Below are 22,783 nucleotides of genomic sequence, written 5' to 3'. Positions count from 1 at the left end.
AGGACTTACTCCCACTGCCCACTTTCACGAGGTTTTTACTTAATATCTGTAAAAAAACTATTGAACTACCCTCTGTATGGCCCTCCCTTAAATGAATGAGTGAACCTTTAGCACTTAACTTAACAAATAAAAAAAAGGGCAGCAGGATTATCCCTACTGCCCATACTTACTATGCGGTTCGTTTTGCAAACTAAAGTTGTGTTAACGGTCTTTAGATAGAAAGCTATTAAAAAGGCAGCAGAATTGCTCCTGCTGCCCTATGCCTTAACACTTCCTTAGAAAGGAAACTATTATTTAGCCAATTAAATCATCAGCATTTTGCTTGCTTGAAGCCTCATTAGCTGCCTTGGCTAAGTCCTGACTTGAACTATCTAATGTATCTTTATGCTCACCCTTGTTAGCAATCATACTAAGCACGTATTCAGCCTTGTGCTTAATCTCCATAGCTAATTGGCTGAGCTTGTTAGCTAGACTGTGCTCTTCTAGAGTAGAGTTCATAAGCTTAAAGATCTCCTTAGTAGTGCTCATAGTCAAATCAACATCGTTGTATGCCACTAACTTATTATTGTTAGGCATAAAGATAGAAGACTCGTCATAATCAGGGTCTAAATAAGAAAAAACCATCTCAGAAAAATCTAAACCAGCCAAAGAGACATAACTGTTATCCATGAGCCAAGCAAATGGTAAAAACTTATCTTGCTCATAATGAGAGCAGTTTTGACATTTGCTTTGAGCACCAACTAAATCAGCAAAGCTCTTATTGCTGTCATCGTTAGGCTTATCCTGAGGGTTAAACTCTGGCTCTTGTGGTAAAGGATTTGGGTTAACCTCTGGCTTTTCCTCTGGTTGTGGCTGAGGTAAAGGCTGAGGCTCAGGTTGTGGTTGTGGTTGTGGCTGAGGTAAAGGATCTGGAGTTGGTACTGGAGCAGGCTTCTTAGTTAGTACACCATCCTTAATAACAACCTCATAATTATTGCTATTGGCGCTAGCGCTAATAGTAGAGCCATTTAACTGTAAAGACAGATGTAAATCATCAATCTTATCGCCATGTACTAATGAACCTATTACTTGGTCATAGTTGTTGATGGTATCACGATTAATCTCAAGGTTTGGCTTACCATCATGCTCAATGGTTTGGTCTTTAAGCTCTAGAGAAATAGTCTTTTTATTAATGTTTAAGGTGCCAACACCCATTAGAGCATCAGCTCTATTAGTACGATTTTGTAAAGCTAATGAACCACCTTGTGATTGATCCCAAGTATCGCCAGCATATTGATAGCTAAAGAAATACTCATGACCTAAATCTTGGTTCTCTACTCTAGTAACAAAGTTAAAACCGTAATTGCCTGCATCCTTTTGTGCATAATTTAAGTTATTGTTCTTAGAAAGTAAGTTTTCAAGCTTAAAGCCTTCATTGTTGACTAAATCTTCATAATTATGAATCTTGCCATCATAAGTAAAGTTAAAGTCCTCAATAAAAAATGGCTTTAAAAAGCCCTTATTAGCACCAAATACTACTGTGCTCTTACCACCTTGCTCTAATAAGCTAAAAGCATAAGTGCTATTGAGCTCAGTCTCAGCTTGTTGCTTGCTCTTACCTTGAGCCATCAAGGCTTGTAGTGCTTTGTCATAAGCACTATTGATATCAGAGCTAACATCTTGCTTATTGCCCATAGCAATAGCATTAAGCTTATATTGAGACTTAGCCTGACTAATACCTGATACTAGTAAATTAGTATTAATGGTGCCTTCATTATTTCCTACTAAAGAACCAATGTATTGAAGCTGACCTAAAGCTGCTTTTTGACCAAGCATATCTTGAGTAGCGACATCATAATAAGAAAGTACATTGCTAAAAGTATTCTTACCCTCGCTCTTGCCTGCTAATGCACCTAAAGCAGAATCAGCACTTACTAGGCCTTGAGCAAAGCTATAGTTAAAATCAACAACTTCTACATTGTGTAAAGTACTGTCCTTAATGGTTCCAGCTACTGCACCTAAGTTGATTTTGCTACCCTTTAAATCATCCTTAACTACTAACTTTTCAGACATGACTTTTAAGTTAGCAATATGAGCGCCGTCTAACTTACCAAATACACCGTAATCAGCGCTTTGGCCATTCTTGCTAAGCTCTCCAGTAAACTTAATGGTATGGAAAGCACCATCAATCTTACCTGTAAAGGCCTGATCTCCAATAAGACGGTCATTAGCCTCTACAACCAAGTCATCAGCTAACCAATACTTACCATTTAAGTCATTGGCAATTTCATCAAAATTATTGCTGTCGTAAGGATTATCGAGCAAAGGAATACTGTAGATAGCCTTTTGGTCAAAGTGTTCAACATACTGACCATTATCATGAGCACCACTGGCCTTAACCTGCTTGCCACTTACTCCATTGAGACCACTTCTTTTCTCAAACGAAGCCTTATCTTGCTTTGCTCCGCCTACATCAATGCGATTAGTAGAGCTATGCAGCTCAACAGAACCTTGTCTGTCCGCAGTTACAATATTGCTAGCATCAGCAATAACAATTTGGCTGCCATTAACCTTTAAGTTGTCAGCCTTCACTGTGCCAATCAAAGTAACTTTACCCATACCTTTATTATTAGGAAGAGCAGCCATCTCAATAGCAGGAGCAGCACCATCCTTAAATTGATTAAGAAACTTTTGACTTACCTTTTGAGTGCCTAAATAAACACTTCTCATATTAGCAATATTGGCAGATTCACTAACATTGATACCATTTGGATTAATCAAATAGAAATTAACTTTGCCTGTTATATTGCTTACATCGACGACATTTCCGTCAATGTTGCTACGGCCAGGGCCTGTTACTACGTTTAAAAAGGAGACTGGCTTGGTATTAGCCTGAACGCCATCAATTGCAAATTTTACTGATTTGCCACCTTGCACATTAAAGTTTTTCCAGAGGAGTAATGCATTGTTTTTGTCCTTTTCAGAGGTAATGGTTAGGCTTGTGTGATCTTGACTAATATGAGCGTTATTGGCCTTATCAATGACTGGGAGGCCTGTTGGGCGGGCGGCTAAAGCTGTTGGCATACCTACGGCCACTGCGGTGGCTAGGAATAAGGTAGAGAGCATTGGCTTTACTAGCTTATTAAGCTTGCATGGATTATTGGTAGGAGCAGCGTCATTGCCTTGAGATAAAAGGGAGCCTTGAGGCTGACAAAGAGAAGTATTAGTTTTCATATATCACCTAAAAATAAACCTTTATAAACACTTAGAAAGGCTGGTAAAAATTCACTTAAAAAAGTCCTCGCCCACCTACAGAATGAAACTTAAAAACTGTTTGTTCTTAAGTAATCAAACCTTGTTAGGCGAGAACTTGACTTGCTTGTTTAAAGACTGTTGATGGGCTTTAGCTCTGCTAAAAAGACTTATTAATTAGTCTTTAAGGACGTGCGTGTCCTAAGCCTCCAGCATTTACGCTAAAGACCCATATAAAAAACCAAAAGAAAAAGGAGCGCTGTTAGAAGCTATAAGAGCAATTAAACTTAATAGCAGCTCTATCCTGGGCAAATATAGGCATGGTGCCAATACCATGGCTCATATCTACCTCAAGCTGAAAGCCCTCATATTGAAAGTTTGTTGTTAGACCTGCGCTTGAGGCTTTCTCATCTGCATAGTCGTGGTAATAAACTTTGGCAGTCTCAATATGGGCAGTAAACTCAAATTGAGGTAAAGCTTTAGGGAAGTACTTAATTTCGTTTTTCCAAATAAAGCCACCATCACCGCTAATATCACCAAACTCATAGGCTCTTAGACCAGTGTCACCTCCAGCTAAGAAAGCATCTGCTCCATCTGGAGTTTGGTTAGCCATTTGATAAGTAAGGCCTGTACGGGCATACCACTCATCAGTAAATTTATAGCCCAAACTTACTTTGCCCTCTAAAGTTAGATAGGTACGCTCAGGCACAGCCTCAAATTCGTCATCGCAATAGACACGAGTAGCAAAGAGCTTGGTCTCATGATTAAAGAGAAAATCACCTAAATAATTAAAACCAGAAAAACCAGCGTATCCTGACCAGGTATGCTTTTTAAACTTCAAGTCAAAGGTGCTGTATTCATCTACTAATTTGCGATAGCGTACGCCAGCTTTGAGGTTAAACATAGACTGCTCTGTTCTAATAACAGGTTCAACTAAATAAGTATCTACACTCAAAGAAGTACCCTGAGCACCTAACTCACGATAAAAGCCGCTAAGCTCATAATCGCTATAGCAAACATCTAAGCCCCAGGTAGTTGGATGAGAGTTAATAGGCAAAAGATAGCTTAAAGAGTAATTATTTTGCTTCTCATTGGAGCGGGCGTAACTAAGTAGCATGCGATCTGCACTACCTGTAGGACTTTGGATTTCAACTAAACCACCAAAGCGATAACGACCAGCACTCTTATTACCCTGATTATCAGTAAAGAGAGCAAAGCTAAAGCGATCTTGGGTAGGAGCTACAGTAAAATCAATGTCCTTTAATAGGCCATGAGGATCGGCATTATTAGCCTCTCCTAACATAGAAAAAGTACCCAAATCAGCAAGTTTTCTAATCTGACTATCAAGTTCCTCTGTAGTAACATCCTTTCCTGACAAGTCAGTGATACCGCTCATTAAATAGGCAAGGTAGTCATCTGATACCAATGACTTATTTTCAATAGTAAAGTTGTTGAATTTTGGATTGGCAACCACTACCTCAATTACGCCATTGTCAATGGTCTGAGCTGGTAAATAAGCTTTTGATAAGGCATAACCATGCTCTTGGTAATAAGAAGACAAAGAGTCGAGCATGTTTTGTAAAGTGGAGGCATTAATCACCTGTCCTTTTAAATGATCAATACTGCGATAGGCTGCCTCAGTAAAAGCCATATCCTCAATATGAGGAGCATGAGTGATATGAATATTGAGCAAATAAGCCATCATATCTTGGGTTTTAGCTGCTGCTACGCTTTGAGAGGACATGTTATTAAAGCGATAGGTGCTGCTTGTTGGCTGGGATTGAGCCATAGCAGCTCCAATAGCATTATTGCTGTGAGCAACTAAAGCACTATCAGTACCTGCAACTACATTGGCAAAACCTGAGTCCTTATCTTGTACAGCGGCACATCTTTGAGGGATAGGACAAATATGATTATTGATAATTACAGAAGATAAAGTGTTATCAGCCTTGTCATGGATTACCTTATCAGATTTAATCAAGGTAAATTTGGATAAGGCCTCCTGCTCAACACTATTAACACGGGATACTAATTGAGTGTTAGAAGAGTCAAAGCTATAAGTAAAAGCATACTTATCTTTAAGAAAATCACTAACTGAAGAGTCTGTAATTGACTGTATTTCATAACCATCACACTCATTTAAACATTGGTTTTGCTCACAGCTAAGATCTTGTGCTGAGGAATTAACAGTCCATAACATTGATCCTAAAACGAGACCAAAATTTTTCATTGCAACAGACGCATTACTTGTAAAGCTCATAGCAGCTACACTCACTATTCCCTACTACCTAAGTGCATCTTTACTAACCTGCTCTCAAAGGCTTGGTTACTAATCAATATTTAGTAAAGAGATCCACATAGGCGATGAATCAAACTATTGCCATCACATAAGACAGCTCCTTTAGTTCAGGCTTATTGATAGAGGTTCTTAGGGTGAATTGAGCCAGAATAAAAAGCTTGAACAGTTGCCAAATACGACTGTGATTTAAACTTGCTCTTAAATAAGCAAGCACGAACAATCCAAGTCGATATTCAACTTCAACTATTAAACCACCCACCTTTGACCACTTTTGCTAACAAACAACCCCACTTTTATAAGAGTCAGAAATTTCAGTTGAGCCAACTTACTAAAAGCCGATAAACATCAGATTTACCAATACAACAAATCAATATTTATCAATGTATATGCCGATAAAAAGACCAACAACATAGTCCTCTGTATGTACCTTATAAATAAGCTACCTAAAGCACTCATCACGGGAAAATAACTTTCACTCTCTAAAGATGTTGAGTGAGCACCTCAAAACAACACACCCAACAGAGCAAAATAATTTTTATGAATCTTAAGTAATCTCTTATATAAGCCAAACTATGTTTTAGACTTTTACAAGTTTTACGATCCAGCTCACAAAAATATTTCACTCAACTTTTCCCTATAATTTGCACCAAAAACTTGATTGAAGCTCTGTTGCCACCCCTAAGCTATCCTCAAAACAATGATTAACAGCAAGGGCTTTTGCTTTGGCTGCATTATTGTTTTTGTCCTAGTCCCAATATTAGTATCTGCCTTAATCTTATGGCCATTAATGTCTTATGCTTTTTGATTGCCTATACTCTGCTATGGGCATGAATGAATGAGTGAAGGCATGGACAAAAAAAGAGCAATGATAATCCTTGCTGTTTGGTACTCTTAAGAGCATTGATGGAGTATTCTTGCCAGCGAGAAAAGGCATCCCCACTAAAGAGCTAAAGAGAAGATAAGGAGGACTAGAGTTGAGTGAGCAAGGGGTAAAAAGGACAAAAAGTAGTACAAATTTTGGCAAAATAATTATGGTTTGTTTTTATAGATGGCTTAAATAAGCCAAATCTAGCGTTAGAGTTTTACAAGTTTTACGATCCAGCTCTCAAAATTAATTCACTCAACTTTTCCCTATAATTTGCACCAAAAACTTGATTGAAGCTATGTTGCCACCCCTAAGCTATCCTCAAAACAATGATTACAGCATAAGCTGTTGCTTTGGCTTCGTTATTGTTTTTGTCCCAGTCCCAATATTAGTATCTGCCTTAATCTTATGGCCATTAATGTCTTAGATTGCCTATGACCTGCTATGGGCATGAATGAATGAGTGAAGGCATGGACAAATAAAAGAGCAATGATAATCCTTACTGTTTAGTACTCTTAATAGCGTTTAGAAGTATGCTTGCCATTGAGAAAAGGCATCCCCGCTAAAGAGCTAAAGATAAGATAAGATAAGGCTGGCTAGAGTTGATTGAACAAGGGGTAAAAAAGACAAAAAACAGTACAAATTTTGGCAAAATAATTATGATTGGTTTTTATAAATGCCTTAGATAGGCCAAAGCGATTGTTAGACTTTTAAAAGTTTTACGATCCAGCTCACAAAATTAATTCACTCAACTTTTCCCTATAATTTGCGCCAAAAACTTGATTGAAGCTATGTTGCCACCCCTAAGCTATCCTCAAAACAATGATTAACAGCATAAGCTGTTGCTTTGGCTGCGTTATTGTTTTAGTCCCAGTCCCAATATTAGTGTCAGCCTTAATCTTATGGCCATTAATGTCTTATGCTGTTTGATTGCCTATACCCAGCAATGGGAATGAATGAGTGAATGCATGGACTAATAAAAGACCAATGATAATTCTTACTGTTTAGTACTCTTAATATCCTTTAAGGGGTAATCATTGGCAATGAGCAAAGCTAAAACTTACTTACGAGTAGATAAGGCGAGCCAGAGTTGAGCGAGCACGTAGCTAAAGGGTCAAAAAATAGTACAAATTTTGGCAAAATAATTATGATTGGTTTTTATAAATGCCTTAGATAGGCCAAAGCTAGTGTTAGACTTTTACAGGTTTTACGATCCAGCTCACAAAATTATTTCACTCAACTTTTACCTCTATTTTGCGCCAAAAACTTGATTGAAGCTCTGTTGCTTCCCCTAAGCTATCCTCAAAACAAAGATTAACCGCATAAACTTCTGCTTTAGCTGCGTTATTGTTTTTGTCCCAGTCCCAGTCCCAATATTAGTTTCTGCCTTAATCTTATGGCCATTAATGTCTTACGCTGTTTGATTGCCTATACCCTGCTATGGCTATGAATGAATAAGTAAAGGCATGAACGAATAAATGACCAATGATAATCATTACTGTTTAGTACTCTTAAGAGCCTTGATGGCAGTAATCTTGGTGGTGAGCATAGCTAAAACTTACTTACGAGTAAATAAGGCGGGTTAGAGTTGAGTGAACAAGGGGAGAAAGGGGCAAAAAATAGTACAAATTTTGGCAAAATAATTATGATTGGTTTTTATAAATGCCTTAGATAGGCCAAAGCTAGTGTTAGACTTTTACAGGTTTTACGATCCAGCTCACAAAATTAATTCACTCAACTTTTCCCTATATTTTGCGCTTAAAACTTGAGTGAAGCTCTATGGGCCTAGTTGGCGTTTAAAAAAGATAAATATCTATTTCTTGTTTGCTAATTGCTAGAAGGTAATTTAGTGTGCTTTTAAGGCATTAGAGCGTATCTTTTCTCAAGTTCTTGTATGGCACTTTTACTTTTCTTGGATTATGATATTAACCACTGCATTTTTACTGATATTATCGTTAACAATCGACTTTTTAAGCATGATCTATTAAAAACTTAAACAGTCGTTTAGTTTGCTTTGTTAGAAATTTATCCCACCACCATGGCTATTTACTATTTTTTGTTGTTTATCTCATTTAGATAAGTACTTGGTTTACTAGATTTCATATCTTTCTGTCTTAAGAAAGGTATAGCTATTGCCTATACAACAAAAAATTTAGTCACCTCAGCACGATTTAAATTTGGTTCTTTTTCGGTCACGCCTGACTACATAGCTGCTGTTAAGTTTGCTACAGCTTTACCCTTATATTGTGCTCATTGTTAAAGGTGGGAGATTATTTGCAATGTCCAACTTACAATCCACTGCACCTAGTTCCAATAATAGCCCTTGGCTTAAACAAGAAATTGTTGATACAGCTAAGCTCTTTGGCCCTATTTTTTTAGGACAAATTGCAACTACTGCTACTGGTGTAGTAGACACAGTAATGGCAGGAGCAGCAGGAGCGCAACATTTAGCTGGAGTATCAATAGGAGCCTCTTTCTTTTGGCCAACTTGTTTGTTTGTGATTGGATTAGCCCTCATTATTCAACCAACAGTTGCTCAACTAAGAGGAGCTCAAGACTTTAAGCGTATTGCTCCTGAGGTTTATTTAGCTACAGTTGTGATTTTAGCTGTGTCAGTAGTATTAAGTATTGCAACCTGCTTTTTGCCCTATGCTTTTACTCTGTTGCCTAATGTAAATCAGGAAATGATCTACATTGGAAAATGGTACTTATACACCACAGCAGCAGGTATCCCTGGTTTTGCCCTATTTGCTATTATGCGCAACTATTGGGAAGGCTTAGGCATTACCCTACCTTCTTCGGTGTTTGGCTTTTTTGCTTTATTTATCAATATTCCACTTAACTATATTTTTATTTTTGGTAAATTTGGAGCACCTGAATTAGGCGGTATTGGTTGCGGAGTAGCAACTACTTTAACCGTATATTTAACTGTCATCTTGATGTATTTTTATGTGCGCACTTCACCAAACTTTACTCGATGCCGTTTGTTTGAGTGCACCTACCATATTACCTTCAAGCAAGTTAAAAAATACTTAATGATTTCTACTCCTTTGGCCTTTTCTACCACTATAGAAATGGCTTGTTTTTCGTTAGTAGCTTTTTTCTTAGCTCCTTTTGGCCCGATAACTATAGCCAGTCACTCTGTTGCCATGAATGTTTCGGGTGTGATCTTTATGATCCCTCTGTCTTTAGCTTCAGCTGTGGCCATTAGAGTGGGAGCATGTTTAGGTGCTAACAACTGGAAAGGAGCTGATAAGGCAGCAAAAGCGGCTTTTGTATTGGGCTTAATCTTTTATATCTCTTACTTTAGCATCTTGTTCTTCTTTAAAGAAAACATTGTTGCTCTGTATTCAAGTGATAGCCAAGTACAAATCTTAGGAGCTACTTTATTAATTTTTTGCCTAATTTATTTGCTACCCGAAAACATAATGACAGTAGCATCTGGTGTAGTAAGAGGCTTTAAAGATACTAAGACTATTTTTTTAATTACCATCTTCATTTATTGGGTAATTGGTCTACCAGTAGGTTTAGTACTTTGCTATGGATGGGTAACTAGTGAACCTTTATCTGCCCAAGGATTTTGGATAGGTTTTATTTGCGCTTTAAGCAGTGGCTGTGTTCTCTATACTGCACGCATTATTTATCTTTTTAAGCGACATTATTTACCAAAGACCTTTACTAGCTAAGTAAGTGCCATCTCAACAAAAATTGGCATTATTAATGGTCACTTGCTCTTGTACTAGCACAAGGCATATAAGCAAGGATTATAAAAGTGTACAACTAAGACTCATAGGCAAGATAAGGAAAGTTAATTGTAATAAGCCTTAGTTTTACTAATTTAAGAATTTCGTAAGTTTTGTAGTTGCGTATAAGGAGGCATCTTGAGGCTCTGCATTTCCTGTATAAGACTTACACCAAGACTAATGAGCCTTCAATCATCTTTGCATAAGGCTTTGACCTTCTAAGGATGTGTTTCATGTCTGAAAAACTAGAGTTGTAGCTAAACTAAATTTTTTGTTTTGTAACGTTTTGGATAAGTACTCTTTGTACTTAATTTTGCTTTATTGTCTGAAGACTTAATTGGAAAAGTAATTTCTATGCAAACCAACATTAAGCCAGAGGGCTTTAGTGCTTCTATCGCCGACGATGAGTTCGTTCCTAGCTATACTCACGATATTAAAAGAACCTTTAAACTATTCTGGCCTATTTTTCTAGGACAAATTGCTACTACCGCAATGTCAGTAGTAGATACAGTAATGTCAGGCATTGCAGGCCCTGTACAATTAGCTGGCGTAGCCATTGGTGCCTCATTTTACTGGCCTGCCGTACTATTTTTAGTAGGCATGTCATTGGCTATTCAACCGACAGTTGCTCAATTAAGAGGTGCAGGTCGCTCTGATTTAATTGCTCGTAAAATGCATTTAGCCACCATCATCATTCTTATTACCTCAGTCATTATTGGTGCTATTGTTTGTATGCTGCCATTGTTTTACAAACTCATGCCTAATGTTGATAAAGAAATGGTGCGTGTTGGTCAGGGCTATTTAATCGCCGTAGCTGTAGGTATGCCTGGCTTTGCTATGTTTAATATTTTGCGTGGTTACTGGGAGGGTTTAGGTAATACTCTGCCATCCTCCATTTTTGGTATTATCGCTTTAATCTTAAACATTCCGCTCAACTACATCTTTATTTTTGGTAAATTTGGCGCACCTGAATTAGGTGGTATTGGTTGTGGTGTAGCCACTACTATTACTATCTATATTACAGTTGTATTTATGCTTATCTATATTAAGAAAGCTAAATACTTCCAAAATTGCCGTATTTATGAGCAGTCATACCCTATTACCTGGTCTGAGGTTAAAGAGTTCTTACGTTTTGGTTTTCCATTGGCTTTATCAACAACTATTGAAGTTACCTGCTTCTCCTTAGTTGCTTTATTACTAAGTCCATTTGGACCAATTACTGTAGCAGCTCACTCCATTGCTATGAACGTATCAGGTATCGTCTTTATGATCCCGCTAGCCATTGCTTCTGCTACTACTATTCGTGTAGGTGAGGCTATGGGTGCAGGTCACTGGAGACGTGCTCATCGTACTACCATGGGAGCATTATATTTAGGCCTATTCTTCTATATCCTAAGCTTTGTAGCATTGTATTTTGGTAATGACTTGATCATTAAGCAATATACTGATGACGGCGAAGTATTTGCTTTAGGCTCTATCTTATTAATGTTCTGTACTGCTTACCTCTTCCCTGATGGTTTACAGGTAATTTCAATTGGCGTATTACGTGGTTTTAAAGATTCTAAGACTATCTTTATTATCACCATTATTTCCTACTGGATTGTAGGTATGCCTATTGGTTATACCTTAGCTTATGGCTTAATTGTTGATGAGCCTATGGCTGCCCAAGGTTTCTGGATTGGCTTTATTTGCGCTCTTACTTGCGCTAGCGTCTTATACGTAGCCCGCATTATTTACTTATTTAAAAAGCGCGTCCTACCACGCACTTTTGTGCTCTCAAGCTCAGAAACCATGGAGCAAATACAAAAAGATGCTAATCATTCATCTTAACAGCAGTGTTCTTTAACTAATTTTGAAGACTAGCAGCTCTAAGAGAATACTACTCTTTGCTGCTAGTCTTCTTTATCAGCAAAGTCCCCACCAAAGCTCTATTACACTAGCGCTCTTTAGCATGGCTAAAAAAGTACGAGCCCAATACCCACCAAAAAAGAGTCACCTACCCTATTTCTCTTTTACCCTAAAAGCTTAAGCCTAGTAGCGCTCAACTATACATCGCCCGCCCCAACACCTTAATAATCCATACACTTACACAACTTACAATTAGAGCTGTGCGGATATAAGCCTATAAGGCTAGGAGTACATAAATCCATAAGGCTTAAAGCATTTAGGCTATGAGGCCTCTTAAATACTATTGCAGGTCATATTAGGCAGCTTGTACTTAATTAAGTGATACCTTATTTGTCAAAGTATTGTAGGGCTTAAGGTAATATACCTGTAGAGCCATAGCACCGCCTCTTATTGCCCTATAATCCTTACTTAAACACCTATCTTTCAAAATTCGACAGCGTCAGCTTTATTGTGCAAGATAATAGTGAAATAAACACAATTACACGACAATGCAGTAATACCTATAGTGTCATTGTAGTGTTTTCCTGTTTTTATAGGATGAAACGCATATACCTGCCACGACAATGCACTAATTTGAAATATAGGTGCATTAAAAACAAAAAGGGACACAGCTATAAGCTTATGTCCCCTTTTTAGTTTCTAGAAACAGTATTTATTTATTATCTTTTGCTTTAAAACAGCTAAAGTTAAACCAATGTAGGTAATACCAGCCATAAGAGCAGAGAATTAATAATATCAAGCCACCAAAAGATAAATAATAACGCCAAGGCTCAACATCAGTAACATTGGAGCTATTTTCACTGGAAACAAAGTTTCCTAAATGACAGCCTTGAGCAGTACACTTAATCTCACGCCCATAACCACCTGTATTATCCCATAAATAGTGAGGGAATCTTAAAACTATACCATCTTGAGCAAAACGCTTATTACATTGATCCACAAAGTTAGCCATAAAGTTCATAAATGCCTTAGGATCAGCCCCCAAACGTCGCATATCAATGTAGTTCACACCAGGCTCTATAGTAAGCTGATAATTAGCTACACTGAACTTTCCAGAATAGGAAATATCATCTAAAGGCATACCATCAGGATCTGCGTCAATGCGAATGGTGACATTACGTCCTAAGCGAATATTACCGTCAACATAAGTATGGCTAGATTCACCATTTACATAGTCTAATACTGACTTAGAGCGCAAAATCAAATTCCTAATTTGATTAATGGAACCTGCATTACCACTTAGGCTTAAGATACCGTTGTAAACTACCACACGATTAGCTCTTACATCACCTAAAATAGTGGAATTACCCGCAAAGTGACGTAAATTAAATGTTGAACCACTAATATCACCTGAGAGCACTACTCGTGACTTCTCATTACCTATATATATATTTTTCTCTGCATCATGCATTATTGGTTTGTTATTTTCATCAAGTAACACACCTAAATTAATATTAGTAGTGAGCTTGCGATCGATAATTTGTCGAGTAGTTAAATCCTTTAAACTCTCATCTTCTGGCAATTGAATTTGAGCATCAATAAGATCAGTATTTTTGCCGTCATGATACAGCATAATCTGACCTTTACCATTGGCACTTGGGCTCCATGCTGAATAAATACCACCATTAACCACAGCATCTGTAGTCATAATGATATTTTTAACAAAGGAAGACTCATCAATTAAGATAGCTGCTTGAGAACCCTCAACCACACCATCAATAATCAAATCCTCAACTTGAGGGCCATTTAAATCGTCAAGTAAAGGCACTCTAGAAGCCTCCTCAACACTGGCAGACCCTTGTAAATAATCTAAAGTTCTAACACGGATATAGGAGCCACGATACTCAATTAAATCTGAGTAAATATTGGAGCCCATGTCGACCTTAATACCAATGCCACCCTTACCTAAGGCACCTACATAACCTGAAATATAGGCACTATTGTTACGTCCATAAGTAAAGCCTATACCAGTACTATTATCTCCCTTGGTAACAATAGAAGAGTTTGAGGTTTGGTAATAATAGTTCTTAGTACCATCAATACGTACACCTAAAGAACCCTCACCAATAGAATTAACCATAGCATCATGGATAACGTCATTGTAAGAGCCGTAAATATGCACACCAATACCCAGAGGCATACGTGATGGGCGTTTTACATTATAAGTGCCTACTCTATGATCGTAGAAAGCATAAGGTCTACGAGCATGACGGGTAATACGATTATCCTCAGAGCCAAAGCTATAAATCGAATTACCAAAGAATTCTCTAGGCTCTAAGCGATAGCCTAAATCTGATAATAAGGCCATCTCCAATTCAGTCAATAAAGTGTAGTTCTTGTACTGATCTGAGGACAAAATAGTATTACGTAAGTTTAAAGATGGTTTGCCTAAACGAGTAAAAGAGATAGGAATACCATATAAAGCCTCAAGACTATCCTGCTTATCAATGCCATAACCTTCATCTTTTTTCTCATTAGCATTGATTGATGCTTCATTATTAGCCAACTGCTCTTGTGCATTCTCATTAGTAGATTGCTCTGACATAGAACTCTCTAGGCTTTTGCCTGCTAATTCTTGAGCATCTCTATCTTGAGCCTCAGAGGCTTTTTGCTCTGCACCTCTATTCATTAAATCGCCAATGGCTATGCCCTTATGGTCTTTATCAACAGCCTCTTTGTGTTTGGCAATTTTATCTGCTTGTTCTTGGGCTAGTTGAGAGGCATTGGCTACCTCTTGGGCACGAAGTAACTCATCCTTTGCTACAGCTTCATAAGCTAAGGCTTGTGGAGCGATATTAACGTCTGGAGTTCCTAAATCGAGCGATCCAACTACATTTAAATTAAATTCACTATCTTGATTGCCTGGCTTTAAAAGCTTGTTAACCTCAATACCTACAAAATACAGCTGACACTTTTGCGAACTATCAAATTGGGTGCAGTTAGGATCAATGTCTTTGTAAGAGGTATTCTCATAAATAAATCTACCTAAAGTGGGAGAGTAAATATGCTTATCTAAAGAATGCAATGGAGAAGTAAATTTCTGCTTAACCTCATCAAAGGAGGTATGAAAGCCAATATAGCGAGCACCTACTTCCATGCCTTGAGCAAAGAAATTAGACTTTAAAACATTAGGTGTAATCTGGAGAGGTACGCCAGTATAAATACCTTCATCTTCAATTTCAGGCAAAGGCATGGATAACAATAAAATACCGTTATATTGTTGATCTACTTTGCACTTACCCTTGAGATCCGCCTCAATATAGCTAAGACCCTTACATGGGCCCTCAGTATAAACGAGATCACGCACCATATTTAAATGGTACAGAGGATAAGACTTACTTGAGCCTTTGGTACTTACGAGCTTTTGATAATCAGCATCTTGGCCAAAAGCTACGCTAGTACGTGCTTGATTAAGCTTTGCAGCATCAATAAAGAAAGTTGGAATCTTATAAGTAGAGGCCTGTGGGGTATACATGTGGAATAAATAGGCCACAAAAGAAATACCTTTGTGCAGCTCTTCTGCCGTTTCTTGTTGCTTAATCTGATAAGGAATAAGCATGTCATCAGTAATCTTATAAGGTATAGTCTTAAGCAATGTATCAGAGCCGTCGGCTGTGCTCATAAGGGTCTCTACATCACCAAATACCTTTAAATTAAGATATTGGCTATTAGCGGCACTAATATCATCTACAGGATTAGCCTCTGCTAAGTTAAGCCCTATTCCAAAAATACGCTTAAGTAAAGAAGGCTGAGCCTCTTTAGCCAGAGGATCAACAAATTCCTTATCCTTGTCCTTTGACTGTACAGCCGCTGCTCGAGCGGAGGCAGCATCATTGCGCCACTCATGAACTTTGTTATTAGCCTCGATAAGCTCATTTTTAGCTATATCGCCAGATTCTTGTACTACCTCTACACTAGATTCTTTGGCATCGCCTTCGAGAGTTGCAAAAGTCTCATCCTCTATTTCACTAGGCTCGTTTTCAAAATCAATAGCGCTTTTAGCTAAAGCAGTAGCTGTTTGACTATTCTTAGTACTATGGTTCTTGGCAACATCAGCAGCAGCTTCTGCAGAGCTATTACTTAAAGCCTGACCTTCATAATCTTGTAAATCGCTTTTATTGCTAAATTTCTCTTTTAAAGAGGATATAACAATAGCATAGCTCTCGGCTTCAGTAGAGCCTTTTGGAGAACCTTTCTGTGCTTGCTGCGCTTGCTGCGCTTGAGCTTTAGCAGCTTGTTCTGCTTGTTTGGCAATTTGCTCACGAGCACGATTACGGGCACGCTCTAAGGCTTGTGCTCTTTCATGTTCTAAATCATTGGTAACTTGCTCATGAGACTCATCATATTCAATAGCATAGACACATGGCACTATGCTTGAGCCCAGTAATAAAGCTAAAGTTATGGATAAGGCACTTTTAACCATATGTTTAGAACCTTTAACCTAAAAAAGAAGTTAGTGATCCTACGAACATTTACTACCACTTCTTTTAAAGAGTACTAATGAAAAACTGATTAACAAAACAAAATAAAACGGCTTACTTACAAGACTTTTTAATCACTAGTAAGCTAAGTACAAAATGACAATTTGCCAATTATTGATCATACTCCACTTACACATTTTTTTCTAATCGCCCGCCCTCATAGAGCACAGCAAAATCAGCAATCAACCTAAAACAAAAAAGGCGAACCTAAGTTCGCCTTTAAATTACAAGAAAGAAAGAGATTTAATCCATTATTGACCTAATAAGCTAAGAGCAATAGTTGGACGCTGGTTAGCTTGTGCAAGTACAGTTTGAGATGCCTGCTGAATAATGTTATTGGCAGTTAAAGCGGCAGTCTCAGAGGCAAAATCAGTATCACGAATACGGCTACGTGCATCAGCCTCATTTTCGGCAATAGAAGCCTGATTTCTAATGGTGCTTTCCATCCGGTTCTGGATGGCACCTAGCTCTGCACGCTTGGAATCTACTGCCTGGATAAAGGAATCGATATTCTTTAATGTTGAAGTAGCAGCATCAGCACTGGTTACTGACCATAAATACTTAGTACCACTCTTATAATATCCTTGACTAGCAATCTTTGTAGGGTCAGTAACAGCGGTAAGTCCAGCTAAACCGCCAAGACCACTCATATCAAAAGAGCTTTCCCAATTTAAAGACAAGGTATCTCCAGCATTAGCACCTACTTGGAATAATAACTTGCCATCAGCAGGAATTAAACTGTTTTTATTATTGTTTTGGTCGTATTTACCATTAAGAACCAAACCGCCTGCAAAAGTGGTCTGATCAGCAATACGAGTAATTTCCTCGGAAAGCTGTCTTACTTCCTGCTGTAATGCCTTACGATCCTCGTTCGTATTTGTTCCGTTTGCGGCTTGAACGGCTAAGACACGGATGCGCTGGAGCATGTTGGTGGTTTCATCAAGGGCACCTTCGATGGTTTGAGCTAAGGCAATACCGTCGTTGGTGTTACGATTTCCCTGATTTAAACCGTTGATTTGTGCGGTTAAGCGATCGGAAATTTGGAGACCTGCAGCATCATCTTTTGCTGAGTTAATACGAAGACCAGAGGCTAAGCGCTGATAATTAGTATTCAGGCTATTGGTTGCATTAGTTAATTTTCTTTGCGCATTAATAGAACTGACGTTGGTGTTTACATATAAGGCCATAATAAGTCTCTCCCTTCTTTCTTGTTTTGCAACAAACAAGTCTGCTTAACAACTACCAGCTAAAAGCTGAATTTCTTTCTTGTATATACTTATGGTGAGCAACATGTGTGCCACATTGCAATAAACACAATACTTACCTTGTAAAGGCGCTATTTAAGGGATTTATAGGCTATGGTCTCTTTCTTTTATTTGTAGTTTCTTATAAGTTGTCCTTATTCACTTGCCGCTTTTAACAATAAAATACATTCTCAAGAATAATATTGCCCCTCAGTCCCTCTAAAGAAATTAAATACCAACTACTAAGCTTCTCAGGTCTATCTCTCACAACTCTCTTGAGAACAAAAGCAATAAAAAAGGCGAACCTAAGTTCGCCTTTATAAAATTCGAAAAAGAGAGAATTACTATTAAAGATTATTGACCTAATAAGCTAAGAGCAATAGTTGGACGCTGGTTAGCTTGTGCCAGCACAGTCTGAGAAGCCTGCTGAATAATGTTATTGGCAGTTAAAGAGGCAGTCTCAGATGCAAAATCGGTATCACGAATACGGCTACGTGCATCAGCCTCATTTTCGGCAATAGAAGCCTGATTACGAATGGTGCTTTCCATTCTGTTTTGCAGAGCGCCAAGCTCAGCACGCTTAGAATCTACAACTTGAATGAATGAATCGATATATGTGAGAGTAGATTTTGCAGAGTCTGCTCCAGTTACTGACCAGAAAAAAGTGCCTTGGCTATTAACAAGTCCCTTATTAGCAATTTCAGTTTTATTAGCAGCAGGTGTAATCTTAGCCATGTCAGCAAGGCCGTCCATGGTAAAAGCCTTGTTCCAATTTAAGCCCAGAGTATCACCAGCATTTGCGCCTACTTGAAAAGTAAGAATGCCTCCATTTGGAATTAAGCTTTTAGAGTTTGTAACATTATTACCTTGAACTTTCTGAGGTCCATTAAGAACAGTGCCACCTGCAAAGGTTGTTTGCTTGGCAATACGAGTAATTTCCTCGGAAAGCTGTCTTACTTCCTGTTGTAATGCCTTACGATCCTCGTTCGTATTTGTTCCGTTGGCAGCTTGCACGGCTAAGACACGGATACGTTGGAGCATGTTGGTGGTTTCGTCGAGGGCACCTTCGATGGTTTGAGCTAAGGCAATACCGTCGTTGGTGTTGCGATTACCTTGGTTTGGTATAATGACCACTATCAAAAAAATAAATACCAAAGATCTTGAAAAGCGGGTTTGGAAAAACTTGCAATTGTTTTAATTTTATGCTAGGCAGTTTTAGAGTAATTTTATGCCACGTTTAATGACTCAACATCAACGCTCTTTATGCATAGAACTCATTCCTAAAATGATGAGTGGTGAGCTTTTAAAAAGCCAGGTTCGTGAATTAACAGGCCTTACAGACGGAGCAATTAACTTCTTTCGTGACATAGCTAAGTTCCATAGCTATGAGCATTTAGTAAAAACTGAAGGCAAGTACAAAGAAGATCTCTATGATCTAGAGCAAACCTGTAAATTAGTAGAGTTGGCATATGCTGCTGGCTTGTGTGATTCTCATATTACCGTTCTCGCTAGAAAGGTAATTGTAGGCTTTAGAACACTAGTAGATTATCGTAAGAAGCTCGGATACCCCCTGATTAAGGGGGTATCCGTAGCTTCTTTTATTCCTAACGAGGACAACAAGATTGTTGATCCTATGTGGTACACATGGAATGTGAATGCTATTGATGAGATTGTAAGAAAAAACAAAGGAAATAGCTTAAGAAATGTGCTTTTAGCACATGAAGATATGTTGCGCTCTGATACCGCAGAGCACACCTATCTAGATATCAAGAACGTAAAAGATCTTAAGAAGTACAAAGATATTTTACCTCAAGAAGAGGCTCATTGTATTTTTGATAAGACTAGCTCTTATGCAGAACAGCTTGTTGCAATAGCTAAAAGCTCAAAAAAGCTTAATGCAGTAGAAATTGCTAAAAATCTTGAAACTGATGTTGGATCAGTACGTTGTGATCTCAGATTCATCAAGCTGCACGGTACTGAGGAGTTTCTAAAGTACGGTAAAAGATGTGCGCCAAAGCGTTATGATTTAGAGACTGTAAAGAGCCTAATTTGCTTGATGGGCACATTTGAGCTTTCTCAAGAGTTTGTTGCCTTTACATACAAACTTGATAGAGGCGAACTCAGAAGATATCAAGTCAATAAAGAAGCGCAAAAGGAAGACTTTGTTCCAATTTTTCCAAACATTCCTGCATCAACAAACATTGAGTTATTTATTAAGGAAATTCAGAAAACAACAGGATTATCCGATCCTTTTGACATTCTAGAGTTCTTCTATCAGAAGAATGGCTTATCCGTACCAGAATACCATAAAAAAGATGGTTTTGCAAGATATTATAACTATCTTCAAGCCACTGGTGTGCCTGCCAGCGCAGAAACAGCCACTGGTGTGCCTGCCAGCGCAGAAACAGCCACTGGTGTGCCTGCCAGCGCAGAAACAGCCACTGGTGTGCCTACCAGCGGGGAAACAGCCACTGGTGTGCCTGCCAGCGCAGAAACAGCCACTGGTGTGCCTACCAGCGGGGAAACAGCCACTGGTGTGCCTGCCAGCGGGGAAACAGCCACTGGAATGCCTGCCAGCGCAGAAACAGCCACTGGTGTGCCTACCAGCGGGGAAACAGCCACTGGTGTGCCTGCCAGCGGGGAAACAGCCACTGGAATGCCTGCCAGCGGAAAAACAGCCACTGGTGTGCCTGCCAGCGGGGAAACAGCCACTGGAATGCCTGCCAGCGGAAAAACAGCCACTGGAGTGCCTGCCAGCGGGGATACAGCCACTGCAAATAACCTCGTGGAAGCAGGTGTATATTGCCCAAAAGGAGCTAAAGAGCACCCTTTCTACATTGGTCAAATTGATCATGAAACAAGAGAGAGCTTTACCAGTGCAGATTTGATATTTACCATATCATCAGACTCCTTTAATCGCGAAGTCAATACAGAGTTGCCTCCAAGACTGTTTGGCAAAGCACGCCGTGGCAGCGCTATGAAGAAGTCAGTTAGAAAGTCAGTTTATCGCAATAAAGAAGTTTGTAACTACAAAAGCGAGCAGGAAAGACTTCTAGAGAAGTGTGGAGAGTTACCTGACAAGTTTAATTACAAGCAGGGTAGTAAAGCTCCTGATACAAGCTTCATTGCGCTAAATACCCTTGTTTATCCTTTAGCTCATGCTATGTTCGATAAGACTGCTGGTAATCCAGAGGTAAAAGCTAGCTCTAACAGCATTTCAGTTGTTAAGCCAGCAGCTGATTGTCATTCTTACGAGGTTGTATACAACTGTACCGCAACAATTGATTGTGACATGGGTGGATACTGGCCATGTGTTAAGTGCGCTGTTGAGAACATCTCTTTGTTACCAGAAGAGCTGTTTGTGCCTCATGATTTATCTGGTTTGAGCTTTATGAAGCTGATGCCTATACATGCAAAGGAGCTACTAGCGGATACTGCCTCAGAAGAGGAACAACAAACCTCTTTAGATGCTGATATTAGTGCTAATGCAGATACATTAGAGGCTGATAATACAGGTATTTGTGACTTAGTATCTGAGACGGAAGATTCTCAGTTGATGTTAAGAGTATCAATGCTTGATGAAACGCTCAGGCTAGGCATTACAAGTTTTGATGCTCTTAAGTCTATTGATGATATTAGCTCAAACCCAGAATGGCTTAAAGAAGCCTTTAAGAGACTAATGGGATATGATATTGGTATGTCAGCCGAAGAGTATAAGGCTAAATATCAAGGTAAAAGGGGAAGACCGCCAATTGTAAACCCATTTAGTGAGGGTTTTTGCACTCTGCCTACAAATGTCCAAGAGTCAAATCAGAAACACTTTACTATTGCTATCACTACCTACATGTTAGCAAAAGAAGCTGTGCTCAAAGTACCTAGCCGCACAGAAGGCCAATATTCAGGAGATTACTCTGCGATACTAGTAAAGTGTTATCTTGATTTCACCAATAAGATGAAAGGCAACGTCAATAAGTTTGTAGCTCGTCACGTATTTGATGTTTCAGCTGGAAGAGAGTTTTATATGGAGAAAGTCAGAAAGCGCGACGAACTGCCTACATATAAGGATGCTAACGCACTAAGTGAAGCCGTCGTTCTCGTCAATATTGAGCAAAAGAAGAATTTTGGAGCCAACAAAATGGCAGCTCACTTAGATAACGAGTTTGGCATAGCATGTAGCGTAAAAACTGTACGTAAATCCATGAAAGTAAATGGAGCTATGTATCAAAAACAGAATACGGTGCAGCGTAAATATGACTCATACCATGGCGTAAATGATAACCTCGTGCCAAATTATGTCTCAAGAGACTTTAACCCAACGGATGAGTGGCAGTTGATTTGTACAGATATCACTGAGGTTAACTGCGTAGAAGGCAAGTTATATGTAGCTTTCTGGCAAGATGCATTCTCGGGCAAGATTCTCACTGCAACTCTATCAGAACTGGAAACAGTTGAGATGGTTAAAAGCGGTCAGCTAGAGGTCATTAGAATGGCACCAGATGGTATTTACTGTCTTGTACATACTGATCGTGGTCATCAGTACTTGCACCTAGAATACTGTAAGGAATTTGACAATTCTGAAAAGTTTATGCGTAGTGTATCTGGCCTAGGAAGATGCCTAGACAACGCTATGATTGAAAGCCTCAATGGCTGCTTTAAAGAAGAAGTGATTGCTCGTATTCCAGCCACTGAACTAACTCGTCAAAGAGTACGTGAAGAGACTGCAAAGTGGGTTGAGTTCTACAACTTTGACCGTCCTAATGGTCGTTGCAATGGCTTGCCTCCTGAGCACTTCTTAAAGCTCCACAGAGAGCGGAAAAACCAACAAGCAAGTGCACCTCAAAACAGTCAAGGCTAATCGTAACTGAAAGCTTGCAAATCACTTATTACCTGTGTTTAGTAGCAAAAAATCATGAATGCATTATACAACTCTGATATTTATCAGTGCTAGCTATAATTTTGTCTTGTAAAAATTTTTTATACTTGTAGGGTGTCGTGTAGGGGCAAACATGATA

At 38.8% G+C, this 22,783-nt stretch carries 8 protein-coding genes; 3 read left to right on the top strand and 5 right to left on the bottom strand.

Annotated features, from left to right (window positions below; genetic code table 11):
• Positions 1-294: 294 nt before the first annotated feature.
• Together MXE38_RS09090 and MXE38_RS09085 are read right to left on the bottom strand one after the other, a co-directional pair.
• Positions 295-3,213, bottom strand: coding sequence for a filamentous hemagglutinin N-terminal domain-containing protein (locus tag MXE38_RS09090; RefSeq protein ID WP_246914106.1), 2,919 nt, complete (start codon positions 3,211-3,213; stop codon positions 295-297).
• Between the two features lie 280 nt (positions 3,214-3,493).
• The gene (locus tag MXE38_RS09085; RefSeq protein WP_246914105.1) at positions 3,494-5,461 is read right to left on the bottom strand and encodes a ShlB/FhaC/HecB family hemolysin secretion/activation protein; all 1,968 of its coding nucleotides are present in this window, start codon (positions 5,459-5,461) and stop codon (positions 3,494-3,496) included.
• Positions 5,462-8,674: 3,213 nt separating this feature from the next.
• On the opposite strand from MXE38_RS09085, the gene MXE38_RS09080 reads away from it, so the two are divergent.
• Positions 8,675-10,081, top strand: a complete 1,407-nt coding sequence (locus tag MXE38_RS09080; RefSeq protein ID WP_246914104.1) for an MATE family efflux transporter — start codon at positions 8,675-8,677, stop codon at positions 10,079-10,081.
• A gap of 411 nt (positions 10,082-10,492) precedes the next feature.
• On the top strand, positions 10,493-11,968 hold the full coding sequence (locus MXE38_RS09075) for an MATE family efflux transporter (protein WP_246914103.1): 1,476 nt from the start codon (positions 10,493-10,495) through the stop codon (positions 11,966-11,968).
• 730 nt (positions 11,969-12,698) lie between these two features.
• On the opposite strand, the gene MXE38_RS09070 is transcribed toward MXE38_RS09075, so the two are convergent.
• The 3 genes from MXE38_RS09070 to MXE38_RS09060 form a co-directional block, all read right to left on the bottom strand.
• Entirely contained in the window at positions 12,699-16,469 is a 3,771-nt protein-coding gene (locus MXE38_RS09070; protein ID WP_246914102.1) for a hypothetical protein, read from the bottom strand.
• A 309-nt stretch (positions 16,470-16,778) separates the two neighbouring features.
• Complete coding sequence (locus tag MXE38_RS09065; RefSeq protein WP_246914101.1) at positions 16,779-17,714, bottom strand: flagellin; 936 nt, start codon at positions 17,712-17,714, stop codon at positions 16,779-16,781.
• A gap of 411 nt (positions 17,715-18,125) precedes the next feature.
• Positions 18,126-18,905 (bottom strand): flagellin, encoded by a 780-nt coding sequence (locus MXE38_RS09060; protein ID WP_246914100.1) that lies wholly within the window; start codon positions 18,903-18,905, stop codon positions 18,126-18,128.
• Positions 18,906-18,999: 94 nt separating this feature from the next.
• On the opposite strand from MXE38_RS09060, the gene MXE38_RS09055 reads away from it, so the two are divergent.
• Positions 19,000-22,626: an IS3 family transposase gene (locus MXE38_RS09055; RefSeq protein WP_246914099.1), complete on the top strand. Its 3,627-nt coding sequence runs from the start codon at positions 19,000-19,002 to the stop codon at positions 22,624-22,626.
• Positions 22,627-22,783 lie beyond the last annotated feature (157 nt).

Source organism: Anaerobiospirillum sp. NML120448 (genome assembly GCF_023050945.1).
Lineage (GTDB): Bacteria > Pseudomonadota > Gammaproteobacteria > Enterobacterales > Succinivibrionaceae > Anaerobiospirillum.
Note: the sequence above shows the minus strand (reverse complement) of the source record. Positions and strands in the feature narration are given on the sequence as shown.

Excerpts from the sequence above, each read along its gene's own strand:
- MXE38_RS09070 (WP_246914102.1), bottom strand. The coding sequence starts at position 16,469 with ATGGTTAAAAGTGCCTTATCCATAACTTTAGCTTTATTACTGGGCTCA.
- MXE38_RS09085 (WP_246914105.1), bottom strand. The coding sequence starts at position 5,461 with ATGAAAAATTTTGGTCTCGTTTTAGGATCAATGTTATGGACTGTTAAT.
- MXE38_RS09065 (WP_246914101.1), bottom strand. The coding sequence starts at position 17,714 with ATGGCCTTATATGTAAACACCAACGTCAGTTCTATTAATGCGCAAAGA.
- MXE38_RS09090 (WP_246914106.1), bottom strand. The coding sequence starts at position 3,213 with ATGAAAACTAATACTTCTCTTTGTCAGCCTCAAGGCTCCCTTTTATCT.
- MXE38_RS09055 (WP_246914099.1), top strand. The coding sequence starts at position 19,000 with ATGCCACGTTTAATGACTCAACATCAACGCTCTTTATGCATAGAACTC.
- MXE38_RS09075 (WP_246914103.1), top strand. The coding sequence starts at position 10,493 with ATGCAAACCAACATTAAGCCAGAGGGCTTTAGTGCTTCTATCGCCGAC.
- MXE38_RS09080 (WP_246914104.1), top strand. The coding sequence starts at position 8,675 with ATGTCCAACTTACAATCCACTGCACCTAGTTCCAATAATAGCCCTTGG.